The organism is Microbacterium sp. NPDC057944, assembly GCF_042887445.1.
GTDB lineage: Bacteria > Actinomycetota > Actinomycetes > Actinomycetales > Microbacteriaceae > Microbacterium > Microbacterium natoriense.
This window is the reverse complement of sequence record NZ_JBHVPJ010000002.1, coordinates 698,287-711,580: the sequence shown is the minus strand read 5'-3', so window position 1 is coordinate 711,580 and position 13,294 is coordinate 698,287. Positions and strand designations below refer to the sequence as shown.

General features: G+C 69.7%; 10 protein-coding genes. 8 read left to right on the top strand and 2 right to left on the bottom strand.

Going from position 1 to position 13,294, the window contains the following annotated elements; genetic code table 11:
- Positions 1-19: 19 nt before the first annotated feature.
- On the top strand, positions 20-1,285 hold the full coding sequence (locus ACFVRO_RS12850) for an alpha-L-fucosidase (protein ID WP_386952869.1): 1,266 nt from the start codon (positions 20-22) through the stop codon (positions 1,283-1,285).
- 6 nt (positions 1,286-1,291) lie between these two features.
- Here ACFVRO_RS12850 and ACFVRO_RS12845 read toward each other — a convergent pair whose 3' ends face one another.
- Entirely contained in the window at positions 1,292-2,440 is a 1,149-nt protein-coding gene (locus ACFVRO_RS12845; RefSeq protein WP_105673279.1) for an ROK family transcriptional regulator, read from the bottom strand.
- Positions 2,441-2,642: 202 nt separating this feature from the next.
- Here ACFVRO_RS12845 and ACFVRO_RS12840 point away from each other — a divergent pair, with 202 nt between their 5' ends.
- From ACFVRO_RS12840 to ACFVRO_RS12810, 7 genes are read left to right on the top strand one after another with little or no spacing between them, the layout of a single operon-like run.
- Positions 2,643-3,902 (top strand): extracellular solute-binding protein, encoded by a 1,260-nt coding sequence (locus ACFVRO_RS12840; protein WP_344010360.1) that lies wholly within the window; start codon positions 2,643-2,645, stop codon positions 3,900-3,902.
- Positions 3,903-3,922: 20 nt separating this feature from the next.
- On the top strand, positions 3,923-4,828 hold the full coding sequence (locus ACFVRO_RS12835; protein WP_105673280.1) for a carbohydrate ABC transporter permease: 906 nt from the start codon (positions 3,923-3,925) through the stop codon (positions 4,826-4,828).
- Positions 4,818-5,735, top strand: coding sequence for a carbohydrate ABC transporter permease (locus tag ACFVRO_RS12830; protein ID WP_386952866.1), 918 nt, complete (start codon positions 4,818-4,820; stop codon positions 5,733-5,735). The genes ACFVRO_RS12835 and ACFVRO_RS12830 overlap by 11 nt, the downstream gene beginning before the upstream one ends.
- 2 nt (positions 5,736-5,737) lie before the next feature.
- Positions 5,738-6,700 (top strand): ROK family protein, encoded by a 963-nt coding sequence (locus ACFVRO_RS12825; protein WP_386954474.1) that lies wholly within the window; start codon positions 5,738-5,740, stop codon positions 6,698-6,700.
- Positions 6,701-6,759: 59 nt separating this feature from the next.
- Positions 6,760-8,295 carry a M81 family metallopeptidase gene (locus ACFVRO_RS12820; RefSeq protein WP_386954471.1) on the top strand — a complete coding sequence of 512 codons (1,536 nt, stop codon included), beginning with the start codon at positions 6,760-6,762 and terminating at the stop codon, positions 8,293-8,295.
- The gene (locus ACFVRO_RS12815) at positions 8,295-9,644 is read left to right on the top strand and encodes an alpha-L-fucosidase (RefSeq protein WP_386952864.1); all 1,350 of its coding nucleotides are present in this window, start codon (positions 8,295-8,297) and stop codon (positions 9,642-9,644) included. The genes ACFVRO_RS12820 and ACFVRO_RS12815 overlap by 1 nt, the downstream gene beginning before the upstream one ends.
- Positions 9,641-10,375 (top strand): copper homeostasis protein CutC, encoded by a 735-nt coding sequence (locus ACFVRO_RS12810; RefSeq protein ID WP_386952861.1) that lies wholly within the window; start codon positions 9,641-9,643, stop codon positions 10,373-10,375. Before ACFVRO_RS12815 ends, ACFVRO_RS12810 begins: the two co-directional genes overlap by 4 nt.
- Before the next feature lie 62 nt (positions 10,376-10,437).
- On the opposite strand, the gene ACFVRO_RS12805 is transcribed toward ACFVRO_RS12810, so the two are convergent.
- Positions 10,438-13,269 (bottom strand): FAD-binding and (Fe-S)-binding domain-containing protein, encoded by a 2,832-nt coding sequence (locus tag ACFVRO_RS12805; protein WP_386952859.1) that lies wholly within the window; start codon positions 13,267-13,269, stop codon positions 10,438-10,440.
- Between the last annotated feature and the right edge of the window lie 25 nt (positions 13,270-13,294).

Genomic DNA, 13,294 nt, shown 5'->3' with positions numbered 1-13,294 from the left:
CTGACGCTAAGATGAGGGTATGCGACAGGACTGGTTCGACCACGCCCGCTTCGGGATGTTCGTGCATTTCGGCCTCTACAGCGCCGCCGCGCGCCACGAATGGGTGCAGAATCGCGAGCGGCTGACGGATGCCGAGTACCGGCCCTACTTCGACCACTTCGACCCCGATCTCTTCGACGCGCGCGCGATCGCCCGGCGGGCGAAGGAGACGGGGATGGGGTACGTCGTTCTGACCACGAAGCACCACGACGGGTTCTGCCTGTGGGACTCGGCGCTGACCGACTTCACCGCGGCGACCGCCGTCTCGCGCGATCTCGTGCGGGAGTTCGTCGACGCCGTGCGGGGCGAGGGGCTCAAGGTCGGGCTCTACCACTCGCTGATCGACTGGCATCACCCCGACTTCACGATCGACTGGAACCATCCCCGTCGGGATGACCCCGATGCAGCGGCCCTCAATGCGGGCCGCGACATGTCGAGGTACCGCGACTATCTGCACGGGCAGATCCGCGAGCTGCTCACCGGCTACGGCGGCATCGACTACCTGTTCTTCGACTTCACGTATCCGGAGGAGAAGCAGGGGTGGCTGGGCAAGGGCCCTCAGGACTGGGACGCCGATGCGCTGCTCGCGATGTGCCGCGAGCTCCAGCCGGGGATGCTGGTGAACGACCGGCTCGGCATCCCGGCGGACTTCGTCACGCCCGAGCAGTATCAGCCCACCTCACCCCTCCTGAGGGACGGCCGGCCCGTGGTGTGGGAGGCGTGTCAGACCCTGAACGGCTCATGGGGCTACGACCGCGACAACACCGATCAGAAGTCCGCGCAGCTGCTCGTGCAGATGCTCGTCGACTCGGTGTCCATGGACGGAAACATGCTCCTCAACATCGGTCCTGACGGCCGCGGCGCTGTCGTACCGCGGGATGCGGCGACCCTGTCGGAGATCGGGGAGTGGATGCGCCTGCACCGCGGCTCGGTGGTCGGCGCCGGACACGCCCCGTTCGCCCCGCCCCGTGAGGGCGTGTACACGCAGCGCGGGGATCGCCTGTATCTGCATCTGCTCGCCTGGCCGCTCGGCTTCGTGCATCTCCCCGGGCTCGCGGGAAAGGTCTCCTACGCGCGCCTGCTGAGCGACGGGTCCTGGCTGCGCACGTCCGTCTCGGATCCCGACCAGCGCGCCTCGCACATGACTCCGGCGGGGGAGGCGGAGGGAACGCTCACCGTGCACCTCCCGGTCCGCAGGCCGGACGTGGTGCTCCCCGTGATCGAGTTGGTTCTGACGGGGGAGTAGCCCCGCTCAGGCGACCGGCAGCTCGAGGTCGTCGAGGGCGAGCCTGGCCGCTCCGTGCAGGATCGCGTCGGCGCCGGTCGCGGCCGCCTCGATGCGCAGGCGCTGCGTCGCGAGCGGGTGGCAGGCCTCGTAGACGCGGCTGCGCACGGCGGCGATGAACGGCTCCGATGCGCTCATGCTCCCCGTGAGGAACACCGCGTTCGGGTTGAAGAAGTTGACGACGCCGGAAAGGGCCTGCCCGAGGTGCGTGCCCGCCGTCCGCACCAGCATGGTCGCCTCCGGGTCGGAGTCGCGCGCCAGCGCGAGCACGTCGGCCGTCGTGGTCACCTCGGTGCGTCCGCGCTCTCGCATCTGCCTGACCAGGCTGGCGCCGCTCGCCACCGTCTCGAGGCACCCCGTGTTCCCGCACGAGCAGGGGATGTCCCCGCTCCCGTCGATGCGCGTGTGGGTGATGTCTCCTGCCGCCCCGGTGGCACCGCGGTGCACGTGACCCTCCACGATCACGCCGCTGCCGATCGCGGTGCCCGCCTTCACGGTGATGCTGTGCTGCGTGTAGCCGAGCTGCAGGCGATGCTCGCCGAGCGCCGCCAGATTGGCGTCGTTGTCGACGGCGACCGGCACGCCGAAAGCCTCCCGCAGATGCTCGCCGACCCGGAACCCCGGCCATCCCGGCATCCGGGACGGCTGTTCGACGGATCCGGACTCGATGTCGACCGGACCGGGAAGGCTCACCCCGATCGCGCGGAGGGTCGAGCCGTCCGCAAGCTCCCGGAAGACCGCGGCTACCGTCGCGAGCGTCGCCTGCGGTCCGTCCGTCAGGTCGATGCGTGTCGTCCGCACCTCCTGCAGGTGGCCGTCGAGACCGTGGCGCCCGATGCGCGCGTGCCCGCCGCCGAGGTCGGCGGACAGCACGATCCCGCCCTCTTCGGCCACACGGAGCACGCGAGGCCGCCGGCCGCCGCGGGAGACGCCGTCTCCCGCCTCCTCGAGCATCCCGGCATCCAGTAGCGCCTGGACGCGGAGGCCGATGGTGGAGGCGGCGATGCCGAGTCGAGCGGCGAGCTCGCTGCGGGAGCGCGCCTCCCCGCGGGCGACGAGGTCGAGAATGCGTCGCGAGTGGAGATCCTCGGCAGAGCGATCGGCGGTACGGGGCATGTCGTTCCTTCGTCGGCGAATCTCGTCAGGCTACCGGTGTCGGGTCGTGATCTCGGTCATGACGCGGAAGGTCAAGGATCTATAAACATCGGATGTTCCGCTTGCGGCGGCCCGTGAAGTATGACACGGTAACTTCATACGAAATCCTACTAGGTTGCTTCGACCCGCGAAGCAACCTTCCCGATCCGCTAGGAGTCATTCAATGAAGAAGATGCGTATGGGAGCCGTCGTCGCCGTCGCCGGCGTCGCAGTCGCCATGACGGGCTGCGCCGGAACGACCGGCTCGACCGGCTCCGGTTCGGACGACACGATCGTCGTCGACATGTGGGCAGGTTCCGCCGATGACACCAAGGCGCTCGAGGCGCAGATCAAGGTCGCGCAGGAGCAGAACCCCGACCTCAAGATCGAGCTGCGCACGGCGCCCTGGGGTGACTTCTTCACGAAGCTCACCACCAACATGGCCTCCGGCAACATGGCCTGCATCACCGGTATGAACAGCGGGATGCTCTCCAGCTACACCGACGGCTTCGCCACGCTCACCGACGCCGACCTCAAGGCGGCCGGTCTCGCCGAGAGCGACTTCGCACCCGGTGCGACCGAGATCCTGAAGAACAAGGGCGAGCTCTACGGCCTGCCGTTCGACGTCGCGACGATGCTCGTCTACTACAACGCCGATCAGCTGACCGCCGCCGGCGCTGAGACTCCCGCCGCAGGCTGGACCTTCGAGGACTTCGAGAAGACGGCCAAGGCGGCGACCACCGGGGGCAAGTCCGGGTTCGCAGTGGGCATGGGCGACTTCCAGTGGCAGGCGCTGCCGATCGCCAAGTCCGGCCTGCAGCCGGTGACGGAGGACGGCACCCTGCAGCTCACCGACAAGAAGTTCGTCGAGGCGTCGACCTGGTACGCCGGCCTCGTCACCGATCAGAAGGTCGCTCTCCCGGTCGCATCGGCATCCGACACCGGCTGGGGCGAGAACCAGTACTCCAGCGGCAACGCGGCCATGGCCGTCGACGGCACCTGGAACGCGGTCAGCTACCTCAACAACGAGTCCGGCTTCACGGCGGGCATGGCCCCGCTCCCGTCCGAGGGCGGCACCTCGCTGAGCCTCATCCTCGGCTCGGGCTTCGGCATCTCCAAGACCTGCGACAACAAGGACGCCGCGCTCAAGGTGCTCGGCTCCCTGCTGAGCAAGGACGCGCAGGACTACATCGCCTCCTCCGGCCGCAGCTACCCGGCACGCGCCGAGAGCCAGCCGCTCTACTTCGACTCGATCGACGAGAAGTACCGCGAGCAGGTGAAGGAGGTCTTCACCGCGGCCTTCGAGAACGTCCAGGGCCAGTACGTCAGCGACAACTGGGCGAAGGTCGGCACGTACGTCCAGCCGCAGCTGGTCAGCGTGTACAACGGGCAGGAGACGATGGCGAACGTCCTCGACTCCGCTCAGCAGCAGTTCGGCAAGTAAGCAATCCAGGAAGACGAGTGATGACCACCAACGCGCGACGTCGGGGGTCTCTCGCCAAGGCTGAGGGCCGTCAGGCGCTGGGGTTCGCAACCCCGGCCCTGGCGGGCCTCGCCGTGTTCACCGTCGTGCCCGTCGTGCTCTCCATCGTGATGAGCTTCTTCGACTGGCCGACGTTCGGCGAGAAGACCTTCATCGGTATCGACAACTACATCCGACTGTTCACCTCCAGCCCGGACTTCTGGCCGGCGCTGCGGAACACCGCGGTGTTCACGATCCTCTACGTCCCGCTGAACGTGGCCCTCTCGCTCGTCCTCGCGATGGCGCTCGGTCCGCGCATCCGCGGACGCGGGGCGCTCCGGGTGCTCTTCTTCATCCCGGTCGTGACCCCTATGGTCGCGAACGTGTTGGTGTGGAAGATGCTCCTGCAGCCGCAGGGTCTCTTCAACGGCGTCTCCGAGACCTGGTTCGGCGTGACGCTCCCGAACTTCCTCGCCGACCCGCAGTGGGCCATGATCATGGTCGTCGTGATGAGCGTGTGGCAGGGAGTCGGCTACAACATGCTGATCTTCTCGGCTGCGCTCGAGCAGCTCCCCGAGTCCGTCATGGAGGCGGCCCGGATCGACGGAGCGAGCGGACTGCGCATGCAGCTCAGCGTGGTCATCCCGATGATCTCCCCGGCGATCTTCTTCGCGACCATCATGACCATGATCACCGCACTCCAGGTCTTCGTGCAGCCGCAGCTGCTCACCGGCGGCGGCCCGGGCAACGCGACCCAGCCGCTCGTGCAGTTCATCTACAACCAGGGCTTCAAGTTCCAGGAGCTGGGACTCGCCGCAGCCGGCGCCTGGATCCTCTTCGCCCTCATCATCGTGATCACTGCGCTCCAGTTCGGCGCGCAGAAGAAGTGGGTGCACTATGAGCACTGACCTGTCGACGGCATCCGTCGTCCTCGACGACGACCACGTCGAGACCGAGCGCACCGGACGCACCAAGGCGCCGCTGAGCGGGCCGGAGCGCGTGCGCCTGGCCATCGCGCACGTGCTCGTGTATCTGGCCGCCGCGATCTTCGTGTCGCCCATCGTGTACGCGTTCTTCTCGGCGCTCAAGCCGAACTCCGAGATGTTCACGATGCCTCCGTCGCTGATCGCGTCCGAGGTGCGGTGGACGAACTTCCTCGACGTGTTCGCCTATGGACCGTTCCTCACCTACATCGGGAACTCGTTCTTCGTGGCGATCGCCGGCACCCTGGTCGTGCTGTTCGTCTCCACGACGGCCGGGTATGCGTTCGGGCGCCTGCGCTGGAAGGGGAGGGACGCCGTGTTCGTGCTCTTCCTCGCCACCCTCATGGTGCCGGCGGAGGTCCTCGTCATCCCGATGTTCCAGGTCATGCAGTGGTTCAACTGGGTCGACACCTATCAGGCGCTGATCTTCCCGTTCGCCTTCACCGCGTTCGGCACCTTCCTCATGCGGCAGTTCTTCCGCGGCATCCCCTACGAGCTGGAGGAGGCCGCCCGCGTCGACGGTGCGGGGCCGGTCCGCACCTTCGTGCAGATCATCCTTCCGCTGGCGAAGTCCGCCGTGGCCGTGCTGTCGGTGTTCACATTCCTGTCGTTCTGGAACAGCTATCTCTGGCCGCTGATCGTGACCGTGGACTACAACGCCCACGGCACGCTGCCGGTCGGGCTCGCGAGCTTCTCTGGACTCACCGGCACGAGGTGGGACCTTCAGATGGCCGCGGCGATCATCTCGATGGTCCCGACGACCGTGCTCGTGATCGTGCTGCAGAAGCACCTGGTCAAGGGCATCGCCATGGCCGGGCTCGGCGGCCGTTGACCGTGCGCGCGCGGGAAGAGGGGACAACCCTGCCCATCGCGTCGGCCGACGGCGTGATCGGCATCGACATCGGCGGCACGAAGATCGCAGGAATCGCCGTGGCAGAGGACGGCTCCGTGCTGGCGCGGGGCAGCGTGCCTGCGCCGGCGAGCGTCGGCGGGGCGGCGATGGCGGATGCCGCCGCCGCCCTCGCCCGCGACATCGCCGCCCGCTCCGGCTCTCTGCTGACCGCGGTGGGCGTGGGTGCAGCGGGAGTCATCGATCACGAGACCGGTGTCGTGCGCGCCGCCTCCGCGACCTTCGTCGACTGGGCCGGATTCCCGCTCGGAGATGAGCTCTCCGCGCGACTCTCCGTGCCGGTGCGCGTGGAGAACGACGTCAACGCGTTCCTCCTCGGCGAAGCGGCGCGCACGGCCCCGGGCGAGCGCGATGTGCTCGGCGTGATGCTCGGCACCGGCGTGGGAGGAGCGGTCATCATCGACGGCGCACTGCGCCACGGACCGCACGGCGCCGCGGGAGAGATCGGACACACGCCCGGGTACAGCGATCTGGTGTGCACGTGTGGCCAGATCGGCCATCTCGAGACCCTCGCGTCGGGGACGTCGATCGGGCGGCGCTACGCCGAGCGGATCGGCGCGACGCCGTTGGACGCCCGCCAGGTCGCCGACCGTGCGCGTGGCGGCGATCCCGATGCCATCGCGGTGTTCCGGGCGGCGGGCCGCGCCCTCGCCCTCGCCTGCGCGAGCGCGGCGACCCTTCTCGACCTCCCGTGCGCGATCGTCGGCGGGGGAGTCGCAGAGGCCTGGGACCTCCTGGCGCCGACGATCGAGGAGACCCTGCGGACCGACGCCCCCGTGTCCGGACTGCCTCTGCGCATCGTCCCCGCGACGCTGGGCGGGGATGCCGTGGCCCTCGGTGCCATCGAGGCCGTGCGTCGCGCCCTCGTCCCCGCCGACGCACACTGAAGACGACACAGACCAAGGAGCAGCACGTGACCGAACGCCCCGAAGCCAGCGACATCTGGATGGGCGCCCTCCCGCCCGTCGCCGACGGAGGTCTTGCGACGCCGCGCATCGGCATCGGCGGGATCTCGATCGAATCGAGCACCTTCTCCCCGCACGTCTCCGGCGACGAGGCGTTCACGATCCGCACGGGCGAGAATCTGCGCGCGTACTACCCGTTCCTCGATGCAGGGCGCGAGCTCGCGGAGGCCGCGGAGTGGATCCCCCTCACCCACGGGCGCTCACTGCCAGGAGGCGCGGTCGATCCGGCGACGTATCGGCGGATGAAGGAGGCGATCGTCGCGGGCATCCGCGAGCAGGGGCCGTTCGACGGCTTCTTCTTCGACATCCACGGCGCGATGAGCGTCGTGGGCATGGACGACGCCGAGGGCGACCTGGCCCTGGCAGTACGCGAGGCCCTCAGACCCGACACGCTCGTGTCCACCTCGATGGATCTCCACGGGAACGTGTCCGAGGCGCTCCGCGATGCGGTCGACCTCCTCACCTGCTACCGCATGGCCCCCCACGAGGACTGGCTGAACACGAAGGAGCGCGCGGTCTGGAATCTGCTGGCGCGACTCCGCGGCGAGCACGGCGCCGACCCGCTGCGTCGTCGCCCGTTCAGCGCCTGGGTCCCCGTGCCGGTCCTGCTCCCCGGCGAGAAGACGAGCACGCGCCTCGAGCCCGCCCGCGGCATCTACGCGGAGCTGCCCGGCATCGAGGCCCTCGACGGCGTCGTGGACGCCTCGGTGTGGATCGGCTACGCCTGGGCTGATGAGCCGCGCTGTCAGGCCTATGTCGTGGTCACGGGCGACGACCGCGGCCTCATCGCGCGCGAAGCTGAGCGCGTCGCGCGGTTGTTCTGGGACGCACGTGAGGACTTCGTCTTCGTCGCGGAGACCGGCTCGCTCGACGAGGCCCTCGCGAAGGCGCTCGCGCCGGAGGCCCGGCATCCCTATCTGATCTCCGACTCCGGAGACAACCCGACGGCCGGGGGAGCGGGCGACGTGACCTGGACGCTCGCGCAGCTGCTCAGCCGCACCGAGCTGACCGACGGTTCTCGCACGACCCTCGTGGCCTCGATCTTCGACAGGGACGCGGTCGCGCAGGCCGTCGCGGCGGGAGTCGGCGCCACCGTCACCCTCTCGGCGGGCGCGCGCGTGGATGACGGGCCCCACGGTCCCGTCGAGATCACCGGCTCCGTCTTCTCGATCACCGAGGACGACCACGATGCGGGGACGCAGGTCGTGATCGCGGTCGGCGGACTCCACGCGATCATCACGGAGCGCCGCAAGCCGTTCCATCACCTCGACGACTTCCGGATGCTCGGTCTGGAGCCGACCACGGCGGACATCGTCGTCGTGAAGATCGGCTACCTGGAGCCAGAGCTGTACGACCTCGCCGCCGACTGGACTCTCGCGCTGACCCCCGGCGGCGTGGACCAGGACCTGCTGCGCCTCGGCCACCACCGACTGGCCCCTGGGGTCTACCCCTTCGACACGTCGGGAGCCCCCGACCTGACCGCCGTCGTCGTGCGACGCGGCGAGGAGATCCGCTGATGATGAACTTCGAGAAGCGCACCGGACCCGACTTCGGTGCCGAGGCCCCCGTCTATCCGACCAACGGCGTTCCCGACTGGTATCGCGACGCGAAGCTCGGCTTCTTCGTGCACTGGGGGCTGTACTCGGTGCCCGCGTGGGCCGTGCAGCACGGCGAGGGAGTGAACATCCCCACCGAGGACGCCTACGCCTGGCACCAATACGCGGAGTGGTACGGCAACACCGTGCGCATCGCGGGCAGCCCGACCTGGGAGCGGCATCAGCGCCTCTACGGAGCGGGCACGTCCTACGAGGACCTGGCCGACATGTGGGACGCCTCCGCCTTCGACGCGGATGCGTTCGTCGGCGAGCTCGTCGACGCGGGGGCGAAGTACGTCGTCCCGACCACCAAGCACCACGAGGGATTCTGCCTCTGGGGGACAGGGACGACGGGATTCAACGCGGTCGCGCGCGGGCCCCGCCGAGACCTGATCTCGGAGTTCCACGACGCGACCCGCCGAGCGGGGGCGAAGTTCGGCGTGTACTACTCGGGGGCGCTGGACTGGCATGTGAGCGACTTCCCGGCCATCGAGTCCGACACCGACCTCTTCCGGTACCGTCGCAACGACGAGCACTTCGCCCGCTACGCCACCGCGCAGCTGGACGAGCTCGTCGAGCGCTTCTCACCCGACCTCCTGTGGAACGACATCGAGTGGCCGGACGGCGGCAAGGGCCGTGAGGACTACGGCGTCGCCGAGACGCTGTCGCGGTACTTCGCCGCGGTCCCCGACGGTGTCGTCAACGACCGGTGGGGAGTCCCGTACCACGGCTTCCTCACCCGCGAGTACACCCGCATCGACGAGATCATCCCGCAGCCGTGGGAGTCGACCAGGGGGCTCGGGTACTCCTTCGGCTACAACAGCGCGGAGGACACTCGCCACACGCTGTCGGGTCCCGACCTCATCCGGATGCTCGTCGACGTGGTGTCGAAGAACGGCAACCTCCTCATCAACGTCGGACCCGACGCGGCAGGACGGATCCCCGAGCTGCAGCGCCAGACCATGCAGCAGCTCGGCGCCTGGCTCCGGGGCAACGGCTCGGCGATCTACGGCACGCGTCCGTGGGTGCGCTTCGGCGAGGCCGCGGGCGCGCCCATCCGGTACACGCGGTCGGATGCGGGTGTCCACGTGCACGCGCTCGATCCCAGCGCCGGCGAGCTGCCGCTCCCGTCCGAACTCTCCGCAGGCGAGGCGCGGTGGACCGACGGGTCCCACGCGGAGGTGATCCGCGCGACGGACGGCTCCACGAGCGTGCGCATCCCCGACGCCCTGCGCGAGACCCCGGTGGCCACAGTCACCGTGACGCCATGATGTCCGTTCCCGCCCTCGAGATCGCCGTGCAGGATGCCGCGGGCGCACGGGTCGCGCGGGCGGCGGGCGCCGATCGCGTCGAGCTGTGCCAGGCGCTGAGCGCGACGGGCGGGCTGACGCCGTCGCCCGCGACCGTGGACGCCGTCCTCGCCGCCGTCGGTCGCCCCGAGCGGCTCGCGGTGCTCGTCCGTCCGCGCACCGGAGGGTTCGTCTACGACGACGAGGACGTGGCGCTCGTCGCGGCGGATGTCGCCGAGGTCGTGCGCCGTGGTGCCGGTGCCGTGGTCGTCGGCGCGCTGACCCGCGACGGCGGCGTGGACCGTCGCACGCTCGATCTCTGGAAGAGCGCCGCGGGCACTGCCGAGTTCGTGTTCCATCGGGCGATCGACACACTGAGCGACCCGAGATCCGTGATCGGAGAGCTCGTCGACTGCGGCGTGGATCGCATCCTCACCAGCGGGGGAGCGGCACGCAGCATCGACGGCGCCGGAGTCCTCTCCGGTCTCGTCGACGAGGCCGCCGGACGTCTGCAGATCATGGCGGGCGGAGGAGTGCGCGTGGAGGACATCGTCGCCCTGCGCGCGTGCGGTGTGCACGCGGTCCACCTCTCCGCCAAGACGTCGTCGGGAGACCTCGCCCCCAGCGGACCCGGCGGCGGAGACACCGGCTTCGACATCACGGACGGCGGGATCGTCGCGCGCGCTGCGGCCGCCCTCCACGCGGAACACTGATCTCGCGGTCGGCGCCGGCCGAACTGCCCGTGTCGGGCGGGGCCGGCGCCGATCGCCGCGTCTCAGGGGCGCGTGAGCTCCTCGAGCACCTCGACCACGTGTCGATACCCGCGGCCGGTGGCACGGGTCATCCCGATCTCGCACGTGCGGTTCGCCGACACGAAGGCGTCGAAACCGCGCTCCCTCTCGGCATCGCGCAGCTCTGCGGCCTCGACCGCCGTGGCGCTGGCGGTGAGCTCGGGATGGAGCATGCCGCGGTCGCCGGCGAACGCGCAGCATCCCCAGCCGTCGGGAACGTAGACGTCCTCGGCGACGGCGGATGCGAGCGCGGTCAGCGCCCCCGTCGCACCGAGCGCGGTGGTGGAGCAGGTCGGATGCACCGCGATCCGGTCGAGCTTCCTCCGCACGTCCAGGCGGGGCAGCACCTCGCGGGCGACGAAGGTCGTCGCGTCCTCGATGACGAGTCCGGCGTACTCGGGGTGCGCGTCCACGCCCTTCGCGAGCATGACGTGCAGGCCCTCCGTGCAGGAGGCGGCGTCGCACACGACGGGAAGGGCGCCCTGCCGGCTCGCGGCCCACAGCGATGCGAGCACGCGCTCGGTCATGCGGTCGTATCCGGCGAGATGTCCCTTCGACTTCCACGGCGTTCCGCAGCACACGCCTCCGGCGTCGTCGGGGATCACGACGGGGATGCCCGCACGGTCGAGCAGCGCCGATACGGCATCCCTCGATCCTTCTCCGTGCCCCTCCGCGCCGAACATCGTGCCGATGCACGCCCCGAAGAAGACCGCCCTGGCGTCGGCGGGCGAGTCCGGACGCGGAGGCGTCGAGCCGCCTCGGGGGAGCCCGGCGTCATACAGCGGCACGGTGTCGGCGCCGAGCACCGCGCGGCCGACTCGTGTCGCGGCCGTCACGAGAGGCGCGGGCAGGGCATCGGCCACCGTGAGGGCGACGCCGCCGACCTTCGTGACCGTGCCCCAGCTCTTCGCGGCGACATCCCACAGGCCGTCCTCGATCGTCGAGGCCTGCTCGGCGCGCAGGCGTCGCACGAGATCGCCCGTGTTGATGTCGACGGGGCAGGCGACGCCGCACATGCCGTCGACCGCGCACGTCTGCACGCCCTCGTAGTCGTAGTCGGCGCGCAGCTCGGCCAGGAGCTCGTCATCGCCGCGCACCTCCGCCCAGGCCATGTCGCGGCGGAGGACGATGCGCTGCCGCGGGGTGAGCGTGATGCTCTTGCTCGGGCACGACGGCTCGCAGTACCCGCACTCCACGCAGCGGTCGACCTCCTTCTCCACCGTCGGCACGCGCTTCAGATCGTGCAGGTAGGAATCGGGGTCGTGGGAGAGCACGACGCCGGGATTGAGGATGCCGGAGGGGTCGAGCAGCCGCTTGACGTCCCACATGATGTCGGTGAGCTCATCGCCGTACTGGCGGCGCACGAAGGGCGCCATGATGCGACCGGTGCCGTGCTCCGCCTTCAGGGAGCCCTGCTGCTCCAGCACCAGCTCGACGAGATCGTCGGTGAAGCGGCGGTAGCGGGCGAGGCTCTCCGGATCGTCGAAGCGCTCGTTGAGCAGGAAGTGCACGTTGCCGTCCTTGGCGTGCCCGAAGATGACGGAGCCCTCGTAGCCGTGTGCGGCGAAGAGCGCGATGAGCCGCTCGCAGGTGACGAGGAGACGCTCCACGGGGACGACGATGTCTTCGAGCAGGGCGGTCGTGCCCGAAGGGCGTGCCCCGGCGATCGCGGTGTAGAGGCCCTTGCGCACGTGCCACAGGGCGGCGCGCTCGGCCGCGTCGGTGGTGAGGGTCGCGTCGATCGCGAGCGGGAGCGTGGCGAAGTGTCCGAGGGCCGTCGTCGTGTCCAGGGCCAGCGCGTCCGCGTCCTGCGCGTGCACCTCGACGAGGAGAGCGGCGTGGTCGCGCACCTCGATCGACGCGATCGCGGGCGGCACATCGCTGAGCCCCTGTGCGACGCGGAGGGACGCGGCATCCAGCAGCTCGATCGTGGCGAGGCCGAGCGCGGTGAGCCCGGGCAGAGCGGCCATCGCGTCGGAGAGCGTGTCGAAGACGAGGAGTCCCGTCGCGATCGCCGGCTTGATCTCGATCGTCCGGAACCGTGCTTCGGCGACGAAGGCGAGCGTGCCCTCTGAGCCGATGACCAGGTGCTCGAGGATCCGCACGGGGTCGTCGAAGTCGAGCAGCGCGTTGAGCCCGTAGCCCATCGTGTTCTTCATGGAGAACTGCCGACGCACGATCTCGACGTTCTCCGGCGAGTCGAGGAGTCGTCGACGCAGGGCGAGAAGACCGTCGGCGATCTCCGGGTCGGCCGCGCGCAGCCGGTCATCGGCGTCGGGGGCCGCGGTGTCGAGGATCGTGCCGCTCGGCAGGACCAGCAACAGGGACTCGATCGTCCGGTACGAGTTCTCGACGATGCCGCAGGCCATGCCGCTGGAGTTGTTCGCGACGACTCCGCCGATGGTGCAGGCGATCTCGCTCGCGGGGTCGGGGCCGAGCTTGCGGCCGTACCGTGCCAGTCGGGTGTTGACCTGGCGCACGGTCGCCCCTGGTTCAACCCGGACCGAGCGCCCCTCGTCCTCGATCGCGATGGCGCGGAAGCCGCTGCGCGTGTCGACGAGGATGTCGCCGCTCACGCCCTGCCCCGAGAGGCTCGTGCCGCCGGAGCGGAACGTGAGCGTCCGCCCGGCCGCTCGTACGGCATCGAAGGCGCGAGCGACCCCGGCGGCATCGACGGGGGACAGGACGGCATCCGGCACCAGCAGGTAGTGGGAGGCGTCGTGCGCGCGGGCGAAGCGGTCGATCGAGCGGAGATGCACCGCGGTCGACGGGCCGAGCAGTTCCGGATTCAGGGGTTCGGCGAGCGTGGTGGGCACGGTGCTCCTCGACAGTGCGGACAGA

Bases quoted from the DNA above. Each gene is read 5' to 3' on its own strand.
- ACFVRO_RS12850 (WP_386952869.1), top strand. From the start codon at position 20: ATGCGACAGGACTGGTTCGACCACGCCCGCTTCGGGATGTTCGTGCAT.
- ACFVRO_RS12845 (WP_105673279.1), bottom strand. From the start codon at position 2,440: ATGCCCCGTACCGCCGATCGCTCTGCCGAGGATCTCCACTCGCGACGC.
- ACFVRO_RS12840 (WP_344010360.1), top strand. From the start codon at position 2,643: ATGAAGAAGATGCGTATGGGAGCCGTCGTCGCCGTCGCCGGCGTCGCA.
- ACFVRO_RS12835 (WP_105673280.1), top strand. From the start codon at position 3,923: ATGACCACCAACGCGCGACGTCGGGGGTCTCTCGCCAAGGCTGAGGGC.
- ACFVRO_RS12830 (WP_386952866.1), top strand. From the start codon at position 4,818: ATGAGCACTGACCTGTCGACGGCATCCGTCGTCCTCGACGACGACCAC.
- ACFVRO_RS12820 (WP_386954471.1), top strand. From the start codon at position 6,760: ATGGGCGCCCTCCCGCCCGTCGCCGACGGAGGTCTTGCGACGCCGCGC.
- ACFVRO_RS12815 (WP_386952864.1), top strand. From the start codon at position 8,295: ATGATGAACTTCGAGAAGCGCACCGGACCCGACTTCGGTGCCGAGGCC.
- ACFVRO_RS12810 (WP_386952861.1), top strand. From the start codon at position 9,641: ATGATGTCCGTTCCCGCCCTCGAGATCGCCGTGCAGGATGCCGCGGGC.